Raw genomic sequence first — 18,620 nt, forward strand, 5'->3', positions numbered from 1 at the left:
CAGGAATGGCTGAGGTAAAGCTGGCCGCCGCACTGCGGACCGACTTCGGGAAGGGCGCCGCGCGCCGTACCCGCCGGGAGAACCGGGTCCCGGGTGTCATTTACAGTCATGGCGCCGACCCCAAGCATGTGACGGTCGACGGCCATGCGCTGATGATGGCCCTGAAGACCCCCAATGTCCTGATCAATCTGGATATCGAGGGCAACCGCGAACTGGTCATCCCCAAGGCCGTGCAGCGCGACCCGCTGAAGGGCTTCCTGATCCACACCGACTTCCTGGCCGTGCGCAAGGGCGAGCGGGTCACCGTCGACCTGCCGGTGCACACCGAGGGCGCGCTGGCCCCGGGAGGCAACATCCTGGAACATCTGCTGGACGCCCTCCAGGTCGAGGCCGAGGCCACCCACATCCCCGAATCGGTCACCATCTCCGTGGAGGGCCTGGACGCTGGTCACACGGTGCGCGCCCGGGATGTGGCACTGCCGGCCGGGGTGTCGCTGGCCGTCGACGGGGAAACGGCACTGCTCCAGGTCGTCCCGGCCCAGGCGGAGGCGCCCGCCATCGAGGGCGCGGCCGAGGAGACCGCGGCCTCGTAGCCCCTCGGCGCGACGCCCGGTGCCGCGAGCGCGAGGGCCTCGTCATAGCGGCGCAGGATCAGCCGGGCCACCGAGGGATGCGCGCCCAGTGGCGCGCCGGCCAGATCGGCGCCGCTGCCGGCGGCGGCCCGGTGCGCGAAGTCGCCGGGGGCCAGCAGATAGGGCGCCAGGGCCACTTGCTCCCGGCCCGCCCGGCGCAGCCGGGCGACGGCCTCGGCCGGACGGGGTGCGGGGCCGCCCAGAAAGGCCGGCAGGACCCAGCTGCCCAGGCGGGCGCCGAGCAGCCGGGCGGCCCGCCGGGCGGCGGAGTTGGCGGCCGGGTCGGTGGACCCGGCGGCGGCCAGCACCACACCCGTGGCCGGGCCCCGGGAGCGGAAGCCCGCCTGGTGCAGCCGGCCGGCCAGGGCCTCGGCCAGCAGGGGGTCGGGGCCCAGCGGGCGGGCGGTACGGACCCAAGGATGCCCCGAGCTGCCGAGCACCGCGGGAATGTCCGTCCGGACGTGATAGCCCGGGCCGAGCAGCACCGGAACCACCACCACCGGGCCCGGTATCCGGGCCAGCGCGTCCCCCAGCGCGGGCTCGGCCGGACCCAGGCAGCCATGGCGCACCCGCAGCCCGGGCCGCCCGGCCCGTACCCCTGCCAGCAGCCGGTCCACCTCCGCCATGCCCGCCGGATCGCGGGTGCCATGGACGGCCGCCAGCAGCACCGGCGGCTCGCCGGCCGTCACCGGGCCGCCAGACAGTAGCCGCGCTTGGGCACCGTACGGATCAACCCGGCCCGCGGGCCCAGTGCCTTGCGCAACCGGGCGATGGACACCTCCACCGCGTGCCCGTCGGCCCCGCCCTCCGGCCAGGCCCGGCGCAGCAGTTCGGCCCGGCTGAGCACCCGGCCGGGCCGTTCGGTCAGCGCCCGCAGCACGGCGGCCTGCAGCGGGGACAGCAGCACCGGGTCGCCGGGGCCCAGCAGCGCGTTGCCCTGCAGCACCAAGTCGCCCACTCCGGACGGCAGTTCACGGCGCCCGTGCCGGGAGAGCACCTGTTCCACGGTACGGACCAGGGCGCCCAGCCGGCCCCGCTCGGGGCAGTGCACCGCGACGCCCGCCTCCCGCCAGGGCTGTGCGCACAGCGGACCCACACAGCACACCGGCACCTCGGCGGCCGCCGCCTCCAGCAGCCGCTCCCGGCATCCCAGGGCGGCCGCGGCCTCCAGTACGGCCACCGCCGCCGGGGCGCTGGTGAAGGCGAGGGCGTGCACCTCGCGCCGGACGGCCGCCCGCACCAGACGGTGCAGCGCCTGCGGATCCTCCGGCGGACCCCACCGGTAGACCGGAACCTCCACCACCTCCGCGCCCCGCTCCCGCAGCGCGGCCACCAGCCGCTCCAGCGGCGCGCCATGTTCCTGCACCGCCACCCGCCGGCCGCGCAGGTCCCGGGTGAGCAGCCAGGACAGCAGCTCATCGGTGGCCTCGGTGGCGGGGGAGAAGGCCTCGGCCAGGCCGCTGGCCCGGACCGCACCGGTGGCCTTGGGGCCCCGGCTGATCACGGCGGCCGGCCGGAAGGCGGCCAGCAGTGCCTCCGCCGCCCCCCAGCCCTCGGCGGCGCTCATCCAGCCGCGCCAGCCCACCCCGGTGGTGGCGATGACAAAGTCCAGCGGGGCGGTCAGGCAGCGCTCGGTGGCCCGGCGCAGCGCGGTGTCGTCGCTCAGCGGCACCATGCGCAGGGCGGGCGCCTGGAACACCTCGGCGCCCCGGCGTTCCAGCAGCGCCACCATCTCCTCGCGGCGGCGGGCCGCCGTCACCGCGACGGTGAAGCCGGTCAGCGGCCGGATATGAAGGGCGGACGTTCGCATACCGGCAGGTTCTCCCGGCCGTGTTGCCGGGAAATTGCGTCCAGGTCAGCTCGAAGTCAGCGACGGGCGCGCCAGGTTACGAACGGGTGGCGCGGACATCACCCGGCCACCCGGCGGGTGGTGAAGGTTTGGTGGCGCGGCCGCAATGGAGCCGACCCGGGGCCGAAACTGATCGCATGGACGCTGGGCCCATGACCGCGACCGACACCCACTGCCCCTACTGCGCCCTGCAATGCGGCATGCGCCTGCACCCGGTGCCCGCCGCCCCGCCCGGCGCGCCCCTGGTGACGGTCGGCGAACGCCCCGGCTTCCCGGTCAACAAGGGGGCGCTGTGCGGCAAGGGCCAGTCCGCCGCCGCCGTGCTGGCCCACGCCGCCCGGCTGACCGCGCCCTTGGTCCGCCAGGGGCACCAACTGGTGGAGACCTCCTGGGAACAGGCGCTGGACCGGGTGGCGGAGGGCCTTGGCCGGACCGTCGAGCGGTACGGGCCGCAGGCGGCGGGGGTGTTCGGCGGCGGGGGACTGACCAATGAAAAGGCCTATCTGCTGGGCAAGTTCGCCCGGGTGGTGCTGCGCACCCCCAGCATCGACTACAACGGGCGGTTCTGTATGGCGTCGGCGGCCGCCGCCAGCCGGGCCGCCTTCGGCCTGGACCGGGGACTGCCCTTTCCACTGGCGGACATCGCCACCACCGGCTGTGTGATCCTGGCCGGCGGCAACCCGGCCGAGACCATGCCGCCCGCGCTGCGGTACTTCACCGGTATGCGGGAGAACGGCGGCCGGCTGATCGTGATCGACCCGCGCCGGACCCGCACCGCCGAACAGGCCGACCTGCACCTGCGCCCGGTGCCGGGCACCGATCTGGCGCTGGCCCTGGGCCTGTTGCAGGTGGTGATCGCCGAAGGGCTGGTGGACCGGGAGTTCATCGACAGCCGCACCACCGGCTTCGAGGGAGCCCGGGCCGCGGCCATGGCGCACTGGCCCGAGCGGGTCGAGGAGATCACCGGAGTGCCGGTGTCCCAACTGCGGCAGGCGGCACGGATGTTCGCCACTGCCGCCACCGGCATGGTGCTCACCGCCCGGGGCAGCGAGCAGCACAGCAAGGGCACCGACACCGTCCGTGCCTGGATCAACCTCTGTCTGGCCACCGGCAAGGCCGGGCGCCCGGGCAGCGGCTATGGCTGTCTGACCGGCCAGGGCAATGGGCAGGGCGGCCGGGAACACGGCCAGAAGGCCGACCAGTTGCCCGGCTACCGCTCGCTGACCGACCCGCAGGCCCGTGCCCATGTCGCCGGAGTGTGGGGAGTGGACCCCGGGTCACTGCCCGGCCCCGGGCCGTCCGCCTATGAGCTGCTGGACCGCGCGGGCACCCCCGAAGGGCCGCGGGCCCTGCTGGTGATGGGCTCCAACCCGGTTGTCTCGGCACCCCGCGCCGCCCATATCACCGCCCGCCTGGCGGCCCTGGACTTCCTGGCCGTCAGCGATGTGGTGCTCTCCGAGACCGCCGCGCTCGCCGATGTGGTGCTGCCGGTCGCCCAGTGGGCCGAGGAGACCGGCACCGTGACCAACCTGGAGGGCAGGGTGATCCTCCGGGAGGCCGCCCTGCCGCCGCCCGAGGGGGTGCGCACCGACCTGTATGTCCTCAAGGAGCTGGCCGCCCGGCTGGGCACCGGGCAGGGCTTCTCCGACCGGCCGGCCGAGGTCTTCGAGGAGCTGCGGCGCGCCTCGGCGGGCGGCCCCGCCGACTACGCCGGTATCGACTACGACCGTATCCGGGCCGAGAACGGCGTCTTCTGGCCCTGCCCGGACCCCGGCCACCCGGGCACCCCCAGGCTGTTCCTGGACCGCTTCGCCACCCCCGACGGCCGGGCCCGCTTCGCCGAGGTCAGCCACCGGCCGCCGGCCGAGCCGGCCGACCCCGACTACCCGCTGCACCTGACCACCGGACGGGTCACCGCCCAGTACCAGAGCGGCGCCCAGACCCGGCGGGTCGACCGGCTCAACGAGGCCGCCCCCGGCCCGTTCGTCCAGCTCCACCCCCGGCTCGCCGAGCGCCTGGACGTCCGGGAAGGCGATCTGCTGGCCGTGGTCAGCCGTCGTGGCCGCGCCCTGGCTCCCGCTCGGATCACCGGCGCCATCCGCCCCGACACCGTCTTCATGCCCTTCCACTGGAGCGGGCCGGGCCGGGTCAACACCGTCACCAACCCCGCCCTGGACCCCCACTCCAAGATGCCGGAGTTCAAGGTCTGCGCGGTACGCGTGGAGAAGGCCACCGAGGCGGGCAGCCGATGAGTACGCGGCACATCGCCGTGGCCGGCGCCGGAATGGCCGCCGCCCGGTTCGCCCGCCAACTGCTGGCGCGCACACCCCCCGGCACCGTCCGGCTGACCCTCTACGGAGCCGAAACCCACACCCCCTACAACCGCACCCGGCTCACCGAGGTCCTCACCGGCCGGCAGCGGGCCGAGGACCTCGGCCTGTCCTATGGGGACGCCGGGGTGCGCACCGGCACCGTGGTGACCTCGGTGGATCCCGCCACCGCCACGCTCCGCACCGCCGACGGCGGCACGGCGGCGTATGACGTCCTGGTGCTGGCCACCGGCGCCGCCCCGGTCCGCCCGCCGCTGCGCGGCACCCGGCCGGCCGAGGGCGTGCACACCCTGCGCACCCTGGCCGACTGCCGGTGCCTGGCCGCCGACGTGGCGCGCGCCGAACGGGCCGTGGTCCTGGGCGGCGGAGTGCTGGGCGTCAGCCTCGCCCACGCCCTGGCCACCGGCGGCACCGCCACCCAACTGGTGCAGGCCGCCCCCTGGTTGATGGAACGCCACCTGGACGCCGACTCGGCCCGGGTGCTGCGCCACCACCTGGCCGGGCTCGGTGTCACCAGCCACCTCGGCGTCCGGCCCACCGCCCTGCACGGCACCGGCCGGGTCACCGCCGTCGAACTGGCCGACGGCAGGCGGCTGGAGACCGACCTGGTGGTGCTGGCCTGCGGAGTACGCCCCCGCACCGGCCTGGCCCGCGCCGCCGGGCTGCGGGTGCGGCAGGGCATCGTGGTCGACGACCGGCTGGCCACCTCCGCACCCGGTGTGTACGCCATCGGCGACTGCGCCGAACACCGGGGCGTGGTCCACGGCCTGGCCGGCCCGGCCTGGGCCCAGGCCGACGCCCTGGCGGCCCGCCTCGGTGGCGAGGAGCCGTCACCCGGCAGCACCGGAGCCCCCGGCGTCATCCGGCTCAGCACCGGCGAACTGGAACTCGCCGCCTTCGGCGACCCGGCCGCCGACCCCGCCGCCCCCCATGACGTGCTGCACCTGGCCGCCACCACCCGGTCCACCTGCACCCGGCTGGTGCTGGACGGCGACCGGCTGCTGGGCGCCGTGCTGCTGGGCGATGCCATCGCCGCCGCCGCCGACCTCATCCACCTGTGGCGGCGCCAGGAACCACTGCCCGCCGACCCCTTGACCCTGCTGCCGACCCAAGGAGCGCACCCATGACCCCGCCCACCGCACCGCCCGTGCCCTCCCGGCTGGTCCTGATCGGCCACGGCATGGTGGGGCAGCGCTTTCTGGAGGCCCTCCAGGAACACCCCGCGGCCGCCCGCCGGCAGGTGACCGTGCTGGCCGCCGAACCCCGGCCCGCCTATGACCGCGTCCACCTCACCTCGCTGTTCACCGGCACCGCCGCCGAGGAACTGACCCTGTGCCCACCGGGCTTCCTCGAGGAGCACGGCATCCGGCTGCGGCTGGACGACGCGGTGGTGGACATCGACCGGGACAGCCGCACCGTCACCACCGCCGCCGGGCACCGGCTGGGCTATGACGCACTGGTCCTGGCCACCGGCTCCTACCCCTTTGTCCCCCCGGTCCCCGGACACGACGCCCGGGGCTGCCACGCCTACCGGACGACCGAGGACGCCGCCGCCATCCGAGCCCGGGCCGCCACCGCCACCAGCGGCATTGTGATCGGCGGCGGACTGCTGGGCCTGGAGGCCGCCGGAGCCCTGCGCGCCCTGGGCCTGGACACCCGGGTGGTGGAGTTCGCACCCCATCTGATGGCCGTCCAGATCGACCCGGCCGGCGGCGCACTGCTGCGCCGCAAGGTCGAGGAACAGGGCATCACCGTGCACACCGGCGCCGCCGCCGAACGCATCGAAACCGGCCCGGACGGCGAGGTGACGGCCGTCCATCTGTCCGACGGCACCCGGCTGGCCACCGAACTGGTGGTCTTCTCGGCCGGCGTCCGGCCCGAGGACCGCCTGGCCCGCGGCTGCGGCCTGCCGGTGGGCGAGCGCGGCGGCATCCTCGTCGACACCGCCTGCCGCACCGCCGACCCGGACATCTGGGCCATCGGCGAATGCGCCCGCACCGCCGACGGCAAGGTCCATGGCCTGGTGGCCCCCGGCTATGCCATGGCCGAGACGGTGGCCCGCCAACTGTGCGGCGAATCCGGCGAGTTCACCGGTGCGGACGGCGCCACCCAGCTCAAACTGCTCGGCGTGGAGGTGGCCAGCTTCGGCGACGCCCATGGCACCACCGAGGGCGCCCTGGATGTCACCTACGCCAACAGCAGGTCCGGCATCTACCAGAAGCTGATCGTCAGTCCGGAGGGCATGCTGCTGGGCGGCGTCCTGGTAGGCGACACCGCCGCCTATGCCACCCTGCGCCCGCTGGCCGCCGCCGGCACCCCGCTGCCGGTGCCCGCCGAGCAACTGCTGTTCCCCCGGGGCGGATCCGCCGAGGCCGTACCCCTGCCCGAGGAGGCCGTGATCTGCTCCTGTCACAACGTCAGCAAGGCCGCCATCCGCGCGGCGGTCACCGAAGGCGGCTGCCACACCGTGGCGGCGGTCAGGAAATGCACCAAAGCCGGTACCGGCTGCGGCGGTTGCGAGAAGACCATCGCCGCCCTGGTCCGGGAATCCGGCACCCCGGCCGAAACCGGCCTGTGCGAACACTTCCGGCACAGCCGCGCCGAACTCTACGAGATCATCAAGGTCAAGAACATCACCACCTTCGGCCGGCTCCTCGCCGAGCACGGCACCGGCCAGGGCTGTGCGGTGTGCAAGCCCGTCATCGCCTCCATCCTCGCCGGACTCGGCGACAGCCCGTACATCCTGGACGGCGAACAGGCCGCCCTCCAGGACACCAACGACCACTTCCTGGCCAACCTCCAGCGCAATGGCTCCTATTCGGTGGTGCCCCGCATCCCCGGTGGCGAGATCACCCCCGACGGCCTGATCACCATCGGCGCCGTCGCCCGCGACTTCGGCCTCTACACAAAGATCACCGGCGGCCAGCGCATCGACCTGTTCGGCGCCACCGTCGACCAGCTGCCCGCCATCTGGCGCCGCCTGGTGGACGCCGGATTCGAATCCGGACACGCCTATGGCAAGGCCCTGCGCACCGTCAAGTCCTGTGTGGGACAGACCTGGTGCCGCTACGGCGTCCAGGACTCCACCGCCCTGGCCATCGAACTGGAACTGCGCTACCGGGGACTGCGCGCACCCCACAAGATCAAGGCGGCGGTCTCCGGCTGCGTCCGGGAATGCGCCGAGGCCCAGAGCAAGGACTTCGGTGTCATCGCCACCGCCAAGGGCTGGAACCTCTATGTCGGCGGCAACGGCGGCGCCACCCCCCGCCACGCCGACCTGCTGCTCACCGAGGCCGACCGGGACACCCTGATCCGCACCATCGACCGCTTCCTGATGTTCTACATCCGCACCGCCGAACCACTGGAACGCACCGCCCCCTGGCTGGAACGCCTGGAAGGCGGCCTGGCCCACCTGCGCGCCGTGACCGTCGACGACGCCCTGGGCATCGCCGTCGAACTGGACGCCCAACTCGCCCGCCACCTCACCGCATACCAGGACGAATGGGCCGCCACCCTGGCCGACCCCGAACGCCTGGGCCGCTTTGTCTCCTTCGTCAACGCCCCCGGAACGCCCGACCCCTCGGTGCGCTTCCTCCCCGAACGCGGCCAGATCCGCCCCGCCACCCCGGCAGGTGCCCGATGAACACCCCACCCGACGCCATGGTCGAGATCGGCCACGGCCCCTCCTGGACCCCCGTCTGCCGCTATGGCGACCTCACCCCCGGACGGGGCGTGGCCGCGCTGGTCGCCGGAGAACAGGTCGCGCTCTTCCGGGACACCGACGGAGGGCTGTACGCCCTGGCCAACCAGGACCCGGTCAGCGGCGCATGCGTGATCTCCCGGGGCCTCACCGGCAGCCGCGACGGCACCCCGGTGGTCACCTCCCCCATGTACAAGCAGACCTACGACCTGCGCACCGGCGCCTGCCTGGACGAGGACACCCCCGCCGGGACCCTGCGCACCTGGCCGGTGCGCACCCGCGAACCCGGCCGGCCGCGACCGGCGCGCACCCGCACCCTGCCCGAATGGCGGCCGGAGGACCCGGACTTCTGGGCCGCCACCGGCGCCCGCACCGCCCGCCGCAATCTGTGGCTGTCCGTGCTCACCGAGCACATCGGCTTCTCCGTCTGGAGCATGTGGTCGGTCCTGGTGCTCTTCCTCGGGCCCGAGTACGGCATCGACCCGGCCGGGAAGTTCACCCTCACCGCCGTGCCCACCGCCCTGGGCGCCGCCCTGCGCCTGCCCTACACCCAGGCCGTGACCCGGTTCGGCGGCCGCAACTGGACGGTGGTCAGCGGACTGCTCCTGCTGCTGCCCACCGCCCTGATGGCCCTTGTACTGCGGCCCGGAGTCTCCTACACCACCCTGCTGCTCACCGCCTCGGTGGCCGGCGTCGGCGGCGGCAACTTCGCCTCCTCCATGGCCAATATCAACCTCTTCTACCCCCGGCGCCTCAAGGGCCGGGCCCTGGGCATCAACGCCGGCGGCGGGAACCTGGGGGTGCCCGCGGTCCAGCTGGCCGGGCTGCTGGTCCTGGCCACGGCGGGCGCCGGCCACCCCCGGCTGCTGCCGCTGTGCTACCTCCCGCTGATCGTGCTCGCCACCGCCCTGGCCGCCCGGCGGATGGACAACCTGCCCACCCGCGGCGAACGCGTGCGGCTGCGCGAGGTGGCCGGTGACCGGCACACCTGGCTGCTGTGCCTGCTCTATCTGGGCACCTTCGGCTCGTTCATCGGCTTCTCTTTCGCCTTCGGCCAGGTGCTCCAGGTGCAGTTCCACGACCGGTTCGACACCCCGGTCAAGGTGGCCTGCCTCAGCTTCCTCGGCCCGCTGCTGGGCTCCCTGGTACGGCCCCTGGGCGGCGCCTGGGCCGACCGGTTCGGCGGCGCCCGGGTGACCGCCTGCGCCTTCGCCGCCATGGCCGCCGCCGCCGGCCTGATCCTGGCCACCGCCCGCGCCCAGCTGCCGGCCGCCTTCTTCGCAGGCTTCCTCGCCCTGTTCGTCCTCAGCGGCATCGGCAACGGCTCCACCTACCGCATGATCCCCGCCCTGCAACGGGCCGGCACCCTGGCCGCCATCCGGGCCGGCGCCGACCCGCACACCGCCGAGGCCACCGAACGCCGCCGTACCAACGCCCTGATCGGCCTGGCCGGCGCGGTCGGCGCACTCGGCGGCGTACTGATCAACCTCGCCTTCCGGCAGTCCTTCCTCACCAGCGGCAACGGCGACGGAGCCTATGCGGCGTTCCTGGCGCTCTATCTGCTCTGCGCCCTGCTCACGGTCACGGTCTACCGGGAGGGCCGCCTGGCGGCGCGGGTCTAGCGAGGCGATGGTGCGGCGGTGTGCAGCGGGCACTTGACCATGACACCGTGTGAGGCCCTCAACTCGGAGACACCATGTTCACCATCGGAGACTTCGCACGACACGGCCGGGTCTCGGTCCGCATGCTGCGCCATTACGACGCCATCGGACTGCTGCGCCCCGCCCATGTCGACCCGGCCAGCGCCTACCGCTTCTACCAGGCCGACCAACTCGCCCGGCTCAACCGCATCATTGCCCTCAAAGACCTCGGCTTTACCTTGCAGCAGGTCCGGGTGATTCTGGACGAGAAGGTCGGCGCCGAGGAACTGCGCGGCATGCTGCGGCTGCGGCGGGCGGAACTGGAGGCGGCGATGACGGCGGCCGCGGCCCGGCTCGCCCAGGTCGAGGCGAGGCTCCGGACGATCGAGAGTGAGGGACGCATGAGCACCGACGATGTGGTGGTCAAGCACATTCCGGCGGTCCGGGTGGCCGAACTGAGCGGACCGGCCGCCGGCTATCGCCCCGAGGACATCGGCCCGGTCATCACGCCGATGTTCCAGGAGCTGTGCCGCCGGCTGGACGAAGCGGGAGTGACCCCGACCGGCCCGGCCATCGCCTACTACGAGGACTCCCCGGAGGGCGGCGAGACCATCGTGGTGCACGCCGCCATGCCGGTCGCCACCGGCGCTGTCACCGGCCCGTCCGTCACGGTCGTGGACCTGCCCGCGATCGACCGGGCCGCCACCATCGTGCACCGGGGCCCGATGGACCAGGTGCTGACCACCGCCCAGAGCCTGGCCCGCTGGATCGCCACCAGCGGTCACCACTCCACCGGCTACGCCCGGGAGTTGTATCTGGAGTGCCCGGATGACCCCGCGGGCTGGGTGACGGAGCTGCAGGAGCCGATCGCCGCGGACTGACCGCCGGTCCGCCCGTTCCCGCCCGTGTTTCCATTGCGCAATGAAGAATGGGAACTGGGGAGTTGCGGGCGGACGGGCGGACCGCCCGGTCCGCGTCCGGACCGATGATGATGTACCGGAGTGTGTGCGGGTCCTCGCCGAGGTGCACCGAGGTGACGGCTATCCGGTGAACTGGCCGGACCGGCCCGAGGAGTGGCTGGCACCGCCCGCCGCGCTGGGGGCATGGGTCGCCGGACTCGACGGCCGGCTCGTGGGGCATATCAGCCTGTCCCGCGGCGGGGACGGTGACCTCGCCCCCGGGCTGTGGTGCGCGCGCAACGGTATGGAGCGGGAACGGACCGCCGTGGTCAGCCGGTTGTTCGTCGCCCCCCGGGCCAGGGGTTATGGCATCGGCGCCCTGCTGATGGCCCAGGCGGTGCGCGAGGCCGGGCTGCGCGGCCTGCATCCGGTGCTCGATGTGGTGGCCTCCGACACCGCCGCCGCGGCCCTCTACGAACGGCTGGGATGGGAGCGGCTGGCCACCGTCGAGCAGCGGTGGAGCCCGCGGCAGACGGTGGCCATCCACTGCTATGCGGCGGCGGGGAGCCCCTCATGACCGCGGCCCCCATCGACCTCACCGGTCGCACCGCCCTTGTCACCGGGGCGGGCAGCGGCATCGGCCGGGCCATCGCCCTTCGCCTGGCGGAGGCCGGAGCACATATACGCGCACTCGACCTCAATACCGAGGCGGCGGCCGAGGTCGCCGCCCGCACCGGCGGTGAGGCGATCGTCGCCGACCTGTCCGACCTCCCCCGGCTGGACGGGCTGGACCTCACCGCCGACATCGTGGTCAACAACGCGGGCCTCCAACATGTCAGCCCGCTGCCGGAGTTCGAGCCCGAGCGGTTCTCGCTGCTGCTGCGGGTGATGCTGGAAGCCCCGTTCCGGATCATCCGGGCCGCGCTGCCGGGCATGTACGCCAAGGGCTGGGGCCGGATCGTCAATATCTCCTCGGTGCACGGGCTGCGGGCCTCCGCCTACAAGAGCGCCTATGTCGCGGCCAAGCACGGCCTGGAGGGGCTGTCCAAGGTGGTCGCGCTGGAGGGCGGGCCGCACGGGGTCACCTCCAACTGCGTCGATCCCGGCTATGTGCGCACCCCGCTGGTCGAGGGCCAGCTCGCCGATCAGGCCCGGGTCCACGGCATCGGCGAGGACCAGGTCCTGGCGGAGGTGCTGCTGGCGGGGACGGCCGTCAAGCGGCTGGTGGAGCCCGAAGAGGTCGCCGAGACGGTGGTCTTCCTGTGCGGCCCGCACACCGCGGCCATGACCGGCACCTCCCTGGTCATCGACGGCGGCCGTACCGCGGGCTGAACGGCGCCGGAGAGCCGGTCCGTCCGACACAAATTGCGGGTGAATATGCGGCCATTTACGCTCAAAATGCAATTCATGTGACATTAAGGAGCGAGTCATGGGAAAACGGGCGATTATTGCTGACCGTCGAGCGCTGCCCCGGTTCGAGGACGCGGAGGGTCTGGGCCCCCAGGACGGACCGTTTGTGCGCGATCTCGTCGCCGTACTGGAGAAGCACGGAAACCTCGACCGGTTCGGCCTGTGCCTGCTGCACGACCACTTCCCCGTCGCCTCCGACGAGGTGCTGGTGGAGACCCATGACATCGAAGCCCGCACGCTCCGGATACAGGTCGAGAAGGCGGCGACCACCCGGCACACCCGGCCCTCGCAGTGGCGCTTCGCCAAGGCCCGTCCCGGGGCGGCCGGCGAGGCGGCGGAAAGCCACGCCTACCAGGTGATCCTGCAGTGCAGCCCGGTCAGCGGATGCCCAGCCGGCGGAGGCACCTCGCGGTGAGGACGCCCGGTGGACCGCCCCATGACGACGACCGTGCCCAGGGCCGTCCAGGGGCCCACCCACGGTAGCGGCCGCCGCGGCGCATCGGACCTGATGCGCCGCGGCGGCCGTGCGCCCGTACTCGCCGGTCTCCTCCTGCTGTTGCTGGGCCTGGCCTGGTGGGCCCCGGGCTCCGCCCGGGCAGCGGCAAGCGCCGTCGAGGACTGCCACACCGGCCGGCTCGCCGCCGCCCGCGCGGAGGCCGAACTCCACCTGGACAACCATGCCCACTCGGTGGCCAGGGCCGCGAGCACCCTCACCATCCGGACGCCCGTCAACTGGCCTTACGCCAGTGACCTGTTGCTCAGCGCGAGATCCCCCGACTACCAGCGCGCGATGCGCTGTCTGCTGCGGGGGCCGCGGGTTGCCCTGCGCACCGATGAGTGGCGGGAACAGAGTCCGCGGGTGACCGCCGAGGGCTCCTGGGTGAAGGTGCGGTATGACACGCTCTTCTGGTTCCGGCAGGGCGGACAGTACCCCTTCGGACCATGGACGGCCGATGTACGCGGCGACTACTGGAGCCTGTCGCTCACCCCGGCACCCGCTCTGGGCGGCGCCCATTGGGACCGTGTCCAGATCGACCTGGGCGGGCTGGACGCCACCAAGGTGACTCCCCGGCCCAGCAAGGACATTGCGGGACAACTGATCTGGGAGCCCCTCACCCACTCCCGCGGTCCGGGGCAGCCGGTTCGGGTGCAACTGATTCCGCCGTGGCAGCGTGTCTGGACGGTGACCAGTTCCAGCAGTGAGTCATGGCTGCTCACCAACGCGGCCGGCATGACCACCTGGTGGGTGGGCGGATCGGCGGTGGTGGTGTTCGCCGCCCTTCGAGCCCGCCGGCAGCCAGTCGGCCTCGAGGCCACCCCACTGGAACTGAGCAGCAGCACCGCCCTGCTGCGCTGGGGCGTGCTCAAGGCCGCGCTCGGTGTGCTGGTCCTGCTGCTGTACAAGGCGGTTCTGGACCTCACCAAGGCCATGACGGCCGCACCGGACTGGCTGGAGTACACCTTCCGCTGGCCCATCCTGCTGGGGGTGCTGGTGGGCTGGGCCCTGGTGTGGACCGCCCGGCCGAGACGGCCGGTGCTGCTGGCCGCGTCCCTGGTGGCGGTGACCGGCGGGCTGGTGGCCGCCGTGCCCGGACTGTTCGGCCTCCCCCCGCAACTCGCCGCCCCCCAGGGGCCCTTCGACATCACCGCGCTGGCGCTGCTGGCCATGGCGCTGCTGTGGCTCTGGCTGATGGGCCTGATGCAGTGGGGCTGGCTGCTGGCCCATGACGGCGGACTGCTCCGGGCGCCGGCGGCCCCCTGGCGGCTGCGCGGCGCCGGCGCCTGGCTGGCCGCGATCGCCCTGCTGTACCTGGGCTGGGCCCTGTGGGCCGTACAACGCGCCTGGAAACGGGTCAGCTGGCTGAGCGACCAAGGCGTCCCGGCCTACCACACCCAGTACCTGGCCTTTGTGAGCAGGTCCCTGGCCTCCTTCGCCTATCAGCTGCCGACCTGGTTCTACGCCCACACCTGGGTGCTGACCGGCATCGGGATCGTGGCGGTGGTCCGGGCCAGGGACCTGGCGCTGCGGGTGCCCTATGCCAGCCCCACCCCGCTGGACCGGCTGCTGCTCGCGGTGTTCTTCGCCCTGGTGGTGGCCTGGCGCCAGGGCGCCTACGCGGGCAGCCAGCTGCTGGCCGTCATCTGGCTGGTGCTGGACATCGCGGCACTGTACGGACTGCTGGCGGTGGGACAGCGCAGGGCGGTGCTGACCCTGCACTTCGAGGGCGCCCATGGCAATCCGGCGCTCTCCGAGTCGATCACCGACGCGGGCCGCGAGATCCTCATTGCCCGCGCCCGCCGCTACCGGGAGCTGATCTGCCTGCTGCACGGCACGGACCAGACCCATGCCGAGGGCGCCGCCGGCCGGCACGCGCTGGAGAAGGAACTCAGCCGGCTGCACCGCTGGCGGCCGGCGGGCGGGGGCGGCGCAGCCGGTGCCACCCGGGCCTGGCTGCCCAACGAGGTGACGGTGGTGGACGTCGCCCTCAGCTGGGGCCCGCACGCCAAGTGGTGGGACAACGCCCGCCGCGCCGCCGTGCTGGCCGCCGGATTCGGCCTGCCCGCCAGCCTGATCTTCGTCTGGCTGTCCTACTCGCCGGCGGATGTGTGGATGCGTCAGGAGCAGTACTTCTTCGGCCTGCCCGACATGCTGTGGACCTTTGTCTCCTGGGAACTCACCTGGGCGGGCGCGGGCCTGGTGCTGGGCGCGCTCTGGCGCCTGCTGCCCGGCCGGCGCGGCCCGGCGCGCGCCCTGAGCCTGGTGGCCGCCTACGCCCTGCTGATCGGGCTGGGCATCCTGGGTAACCTCCTGACCGACCAGGGCATCGGCAATGTGGCCATCGGAATCTCCCTGATGCTGCTGGTGCTCACCCTCACCAGCCTGGCCATGGACGCGGACACCTTCCGCTCGGAACGGCGCTTCTGGCCCAACCGCGTCGGTCTGCTGCTGTCCATCTACCAGATCAGAAGCTTCTCCGCGCAGATCGCCTACATCCTGGTCCAACTGGTGGCGGTGCTCACCGTCTTGAAGTTCTTCTCCGAACCCAATCTGCGGGGGCTGAAACCCTGACGCCCGGGATCGGGCCGCGGTGGTAGGTCCAGCGACGGGCCACGGCCCCCGACCAAGGTCCGAGGAGTGTTACGGGTGGGGCGTGAGAGCGTGTTCCCATGACCGACTTCGACAGCTGGCCGGCCCATCTCGCCGTGGGCGCCGTGCGGTTCGCCCGGCCCACCGCCAACTACCGGGACATCCTGGCCTTCTACCGCGATGACCTCGGACTGCCCGTGCTCGCCGCCTGGCAGGGCCATGCGGGATACGACGGGGTGGTGTTCGGGCTGCCCGGCGCGCCGGTGCAGATGGAGATCACCCAGCACGGCCGGCCGCCCGCCATCCCCGAACCGCACCCGGAGAACCAACTGGTGCTCTACCTCAGGGATGCGGAGGCCAGGGATGTGGTGGTGCGGCGGCTGGCGGACCGCGGCCACCGGCCGGTGAAGGCGGCCAATCCGTACTGGCCGGAGCGGGGCGCCGTGCTCTTCGAGGACCCGGACGGCTGGCTGGTGGTGCTGGCGCCCTGGGTGTTCGGCAAGGACCCGGTGCCCGCGCCCCGCCCCGTCCAGCCGTGATGTGGCGGCCGGGGCGGGGGCGAGGCGGTGGTCAGCCGGGGATGGTGAGGTCCGGGCGGAGCCGGTTCCAGACCGCGTTGCGCAACTGGCGGCCAGTGGTCCAGCCGGTGTAGGTGATCTCGGCGACCAGCCGGGGCTCCACCCAGTGCGCGTCCGCCGCGCCCACCGGCGAGGCGAAGGGGGAGTCGGCCCGGGGCAGGGCGGAGAGATAGCCGGCCAGCAGGCGGCGTTCCTCCTCGGAGAAACCGGTGCCCACGGCCCCGACATAGCGCAGGCCGTTGCTCTCCGGGATGCCCGCCAGGATGGCGCCGGGCAGGCCGGCGAGCGCCCCATGGCCCTCCGTCCAGCCGCCGATGAGCACCTCAAGGGTGAGCAGGTGCTTGACCTTCCGCCAGCGGGGCGAGCGGACGCCCGGGATATAGAGGGAGGACAGCTCCTTGCAGACCACACCCTCGAAGCCATGACGCAAGGTGGCATCCCAGGCCTGCCGGGCGTGCCCCTCCAGATGGGCGGGAGTGGACCAGTTGGGGCCGTTGAGGTCCAGCGAGGACAGGATGGCCCGGCGCTCCCGGTAGGGGACGGTCAGCAGCGACTCCCCGTCGAGGAACATGATGTCGAAGAGCATCAGATGGCATGGATACCGCATCGCCAGGTGAGCGGTACGGCGCGGGTTGAAGATGCCGATGCGCTGCTGGAGCAGGCCGAAGTCGGGCCGTCCCTGCTCGTCCAGGACCACCACCTCGCCGTCCAGGACCGCCGGCCGGCCCCGCAACCGCTCGCCCAGGGCGGCCAGTTCGGGGTAGGTGACGGTCACCTCGTGCCCGCCCCGGTTGAGGATCCGCAGGCTGCCGTCGCCCGGTGCGTTGAGCACGCACCGGGCACCGTCCCACTTGACCTCGAAGCCCCACTCCGCCTCGCTGTCCACCGGCAGCGGGCCGGGGGTGGCCAGCATGGGCCGGAGGTCCGGCAGAGCGGCGTGCGAGCGCGCGGTGGACCAGGACATGGTGCCCGCGGTCAGCGGGGATCCCGGAGTCTCATCAGGCCCACACCCCGCTGCCGCCGCCCCGCCACTCGATGATCGAGTGATTGTCAACATCCATATCCTCCAGCCCAGCCCGGCGCAGGAACTCCACCAGATCGTCCAGGCCGCGGGCCTTGCCCACCGACTGGTCGTGGATCTTCACCAGCCGCTTCCCTTCCACCAGGGGGTGCACAACGACCGGCGGTTGCTGTTTGTCCATGGCACCAGGCTCCGGGCTGCGGCCCCGGCGCGCACTCCGGGACGGGCGGAAGGGGGCATGGAACCGGCGGGAGGCGTAGGCGGCAGGGCCATCTGGCGGGCATCGCCGACGGCCCGGGCGGTCCACCGCCGCGCGGTCCTCCGCCGGGCCGGTTCAGGGAACGGGGTCGAGGAACTCGTCGAAGCTGTGCGGCAGCCGCTCCCAGGCGCCGCGGCCGGCCCGGTATTCGGCGTCGCTGAGCAGACAGGAGTCCAGCAGCCCGGTCAGCCGGTCGCGGTCCAGACCGGGGGCGGTGAAGCTGAGGTGCTGGCAGCGGTCGCCGTGGGCCGGATGCCAGTCCAGCGCGGCGGCCAGCCGGCGCTCCGGCGGGACCAGCTCCCAGGCGGCATCCGGCAGCGCGGCCAGCCATGGGCCCGCGGACTCCACACACAGCGCGCCGCCCGCCGCCTCCCAGGACAGCAGGGTGTCGGGCCGGTCGGCGAGCCAGAACCGGCCCCGGCTTCGGGTGGCCGCACAGGCCAGGTGCTCCACGGCCGCGCGCAGCCGCTCCGGATGGAAGGGCCGGTCCCGGCACCAGGCGAGGGTGACCACCCCGTGTTCGTCGGCGCTCTGGGGCAGCAGCGCACAGGAAGGATGCTGACGGGCCGCCGCCGCGGCCAGGTTGAACCCGGTCAGCAGGGCCCGGCCCAGGGACGCCTCACCGACCCACGACAGCCGCGCCGCCGGGGTGAGCCGACCGAGCAGGGCCAGATCGGTCCGATCGGCCCGGGTCTCACCTTCGGCCAGCGCGATGACCGTGGGGTACTCGAGCTGCCGGGCGAAGGTGTCGGCCACGGTGCGCCGGTCGGTGGGCGCCGCGGCCAGGCCCACGTCGGCCAGGTCGTCGCCATTGGCCAGACAGGGCAGGACCAGGGCGGGATCCACCGCGGTGGCCACCCCGGTCAGCCGCAGCGACCGGTGCTCGGCGGCGATCACGGCGGCCATGATCTGGGGCTCCACCGAGTCCCACAGCTCGACCACGGCCAGGCGGTGGGTTCCCGCCGAGGCCAGCCGCAGCAGCTCGGGCACCAGATCCTCGCGCAGGGCACAGCAGGCGCAGTTGTTGACCAGCGGGGTGTCGCCGCTGTCCAGCGTTCCGCGCCGGTCGCGGATGGTGCGGCGCACCGAGCCTCCGGCGGCGCCGGAGAGATCGTGGTGCAGGACGATGGCGCCGGGCACGGTGCACAGGATCTCCGCCACCGCCGCCCGCCGTGCGTCGGCGCACAGCCCGCCGACCAGTGCCACAGGCAGCC

General features: G+C 73.2%; 15 protein-coding genes and 1 pseudogene. 11 read left to right on the plus strand and 5 right to left on the minus strand.

The window, feature by feature from the left end; translation table 11 throughout:
- Positions 1-5 precede the first annotated feature (5 nt).
- The gene (locus ACIHFE_RS21160) at positions 6-593 is read left to right on the plus strand and encodes a 50S ribosomal protein L25/general stress protein Ctc (RefSeq protein ID WP_400108725.1); all 588 of its coding nucleotides are present in this window, start codon (positions 6-8) and stop codon (positions 591-593) included.
- Between the two features lie 68 nt (positions 594-661).
- Here ACIHFE_RS21160 and ACIHFE_RS21165 read toward each other — a convergent pair.
- Both ACIHFE_RS21165 and ACIHFE_RS21170 read right to left on the minus strand, forming a co-directional pair.
- Positions 662-1,321 (minus strand): annotated as a pseudogene (locus ACIHFE_RS21165) (sirohydrochlorin chelatase); the annotation flags it as partial.
- A complete protein-coding gene (locus ACIHFE_RS21170; RefSeq protein WP_400108726.1) occupies positions 1,318-2,442 on the minus strand; it encodes a uroporphyrinogen-III synthase in 1,125 nt (374 codons plus the stop codon). The gene ACIHFE_RS21170 and the pseudogene ACIHFE_RS21165, both read right to left, overlap by 4 nt.
- Before the next feature lie 191 nt (positions 2,443-2,633).
- On the opposite strand from ACIHFE_RS21170, the gene ACIHFE_RS21175 reads away from it, so the two are divergent.
- The 10 genes from ACIHFE_RS21175 to ACIHFE_RS21220 all read left to right on the plus strand — a co-directional run bounded on the left by ACIHFE_RS21175 (position 2,634) and on the right by ACIHFE_RS21220 (position 16,087).
- On the plus strand, positions 2,634-4,733 hold the full coding sequence (locus ACIHFE_RS21175; RefSeq protein ID WP_400108727.1) for a molybdopterin oxidoreductase family protein: 2,100 nt from the start codon (positions 2,634-2,636) through the stop codon (positions 4,731-4,733).
- Complete coding sequence (locus ACIHFE_RS21180; protein WP_400108728.1) at positions 4,730-5,938, plus strand: NAD(P)/FAD-dependent oxidoreductase; 1,209 nt, start codon at positions 4,730-4,732, stop codon at positions 5,936-5,938. The genes ACIHFE_RS21175 and ACIHFE_RS21180 overlap by 4 nt, the downstream gene beginning before the upstream one ends.
- A complete protein-coding gene (gene nirB / locus ACIHFE_RS21185) occupies positions 5,935-8,454 on the plus strand; it encodes a nitrite reductase large subunit NirB (protein WP_400108729.1) in 2,520 nt (839 codons plus the stop codon). Before ACIHFE_RS21180 ends, nirB begins: the two co-directional genes overlap by 4 nt.
- Positions 8,451-10,133, plus strand: coding sequence for a nitrite reductase small subunit NirD (nirD, locus tag ACIHFE_RS21190; RefSeq protein ID WP_400108730.1), 1,683 nt, complete (start codon positions 8,451-8,453; stop codon positions 10,131-10,133). Before nirB ends, nirD begins: the two co-directional genes overlap by 4 nt.
- Before the next feature lie 74 nt (positions 10,134-10,207).
- A complete protein-coding gene (locus ACIHFE_RS21195; RefSeq protein WP_400108731.1) occupies positions 10,208-11,032 on the plus strand; it encodes a MerR family transcriptional regulator in 825 nt (274 codons plus the stop codon).
- Positions 11,033-11,072: 40 nt separating this feature from the next.
- Positions 11,073-11,627, plus strand: a complete 555-nt coding sequence (locus tag ACIHFE_RS21200) for a GNAT family N-acetyltransferase (protein ID WP_400108732.1) — start codon at positions 11,073-11,075, stop codon at positions 11,625-11,627.
- The gene (locus ACIHFE_RS21205; RefSeq protein WP_400108733.1) at positions 11,624-12,382 is read left to right on the plus strand and encodes a 3-hydroxybutyrate dehydrogenase; all 759 of its coding nucleotides are present in this window, start codon (positions 11,624-11,626) and stop codon (positions 12,380-12,382) included. The genes ACIHFE_RS21200 and ACIHFE_RS21205 overlap by 4 nt, the downstream gene beginning before the upstream one ends.
- Before the next feature lie 97 nt (positions 12,383-12,479).
- Positions 12,480-12,875 carry a hypothetical protein gene (locus ACIHFE_RS21210; protein WP_400108734.1) on the plus strand — a complete coding sequence of 132 codons (396 nt, stop codon included), beginning with the start codon at positions 12,480-12,482 and terminating at the stop codon, positions 12,873-12,875.
- A gap of 21 nt (positions 12,876-12,896) precedes the next feature.
- Positions 12,897-15,530: a DUF6185 family protein gene (locus ACIHFE_RS21215; RefSeq protein ID WP_400108735.1), complete on the plus strand. Its 2,634-nt coding sequence runs from the start codon at positions 12,897-12,899 to the stop codon at positions 15,528-15,530.
- A 98-nt stretch (positions 15,531-15,628) separates the two neighbouring features.
- Positions 15,629-16,087, plus strand: a complete 459-nt coding sequence (locus ACIHFE_RS21220) for a VOC family protein (protein ID WP_400108736.1) — start codon at positions 15,629-15,631, stop codon at positions 16,085-16,087.
- A 31-nt stretch (positions 16,088-16,118) separates the two neighbouring features.
- On the opposite strand, the gene ligD is transcribed toward ACIHFE_RS21220, so the two are convergent.
- The 3 genes from ligD to ACIHFE_RS21235 all read right to left on the minus strand — a co-directional run bounded on the left by ligD (position 16,119) and on the right by ACIHFE_RS21235 (position 18,618).
- A complete protein-coding gene (ligD, locus tag ACIHFE_RS21225) occupies positions 16,119-17,090 on the minus strand; it encodes a non-homologous end-joining DNA ligase (RefSeq protein ID WP_400108737.1) in 972 nt (323 codons plus the stop codon).
- A gap of 34 nt (positions 17,091-17,124) precedes the next feature.
- Positions 17,125-17,328 carry a hypothetical protein gene (locus tag ACIHFE_RS21230; protein ID WP_400108738.1) on the minus strand — a complete coding sequence of 68 codons (204 nt, stop codon included), beginning with the start codon at positions 17,326-17,328 and terminating at the stop codon, positions 17,125-17,127.
- Between the two features lie 153 nt (positions 17,329-17,481).
- Positions 17,482-18,618, minus strand: coding sequence for a CobW family GTP-binding protein (locus tag ACIHFE_RS21235; RefSeq protein WP_400108789.1), 1,137 nt, complete (start codon positions 18,616-18,618; stop codon positions 17,482-17,484).
- Positions 18,619-18,620: the final 2 nt, after the last annotated feature.

Source organism: Streptomyces sp. NPDC052396, from assembly GCF_044593195.1.
GTDB lineage: Bacteria > Actinomycetota > Actinomycetes > Streptomycetales > Streptomycetaceae > Streptomyces.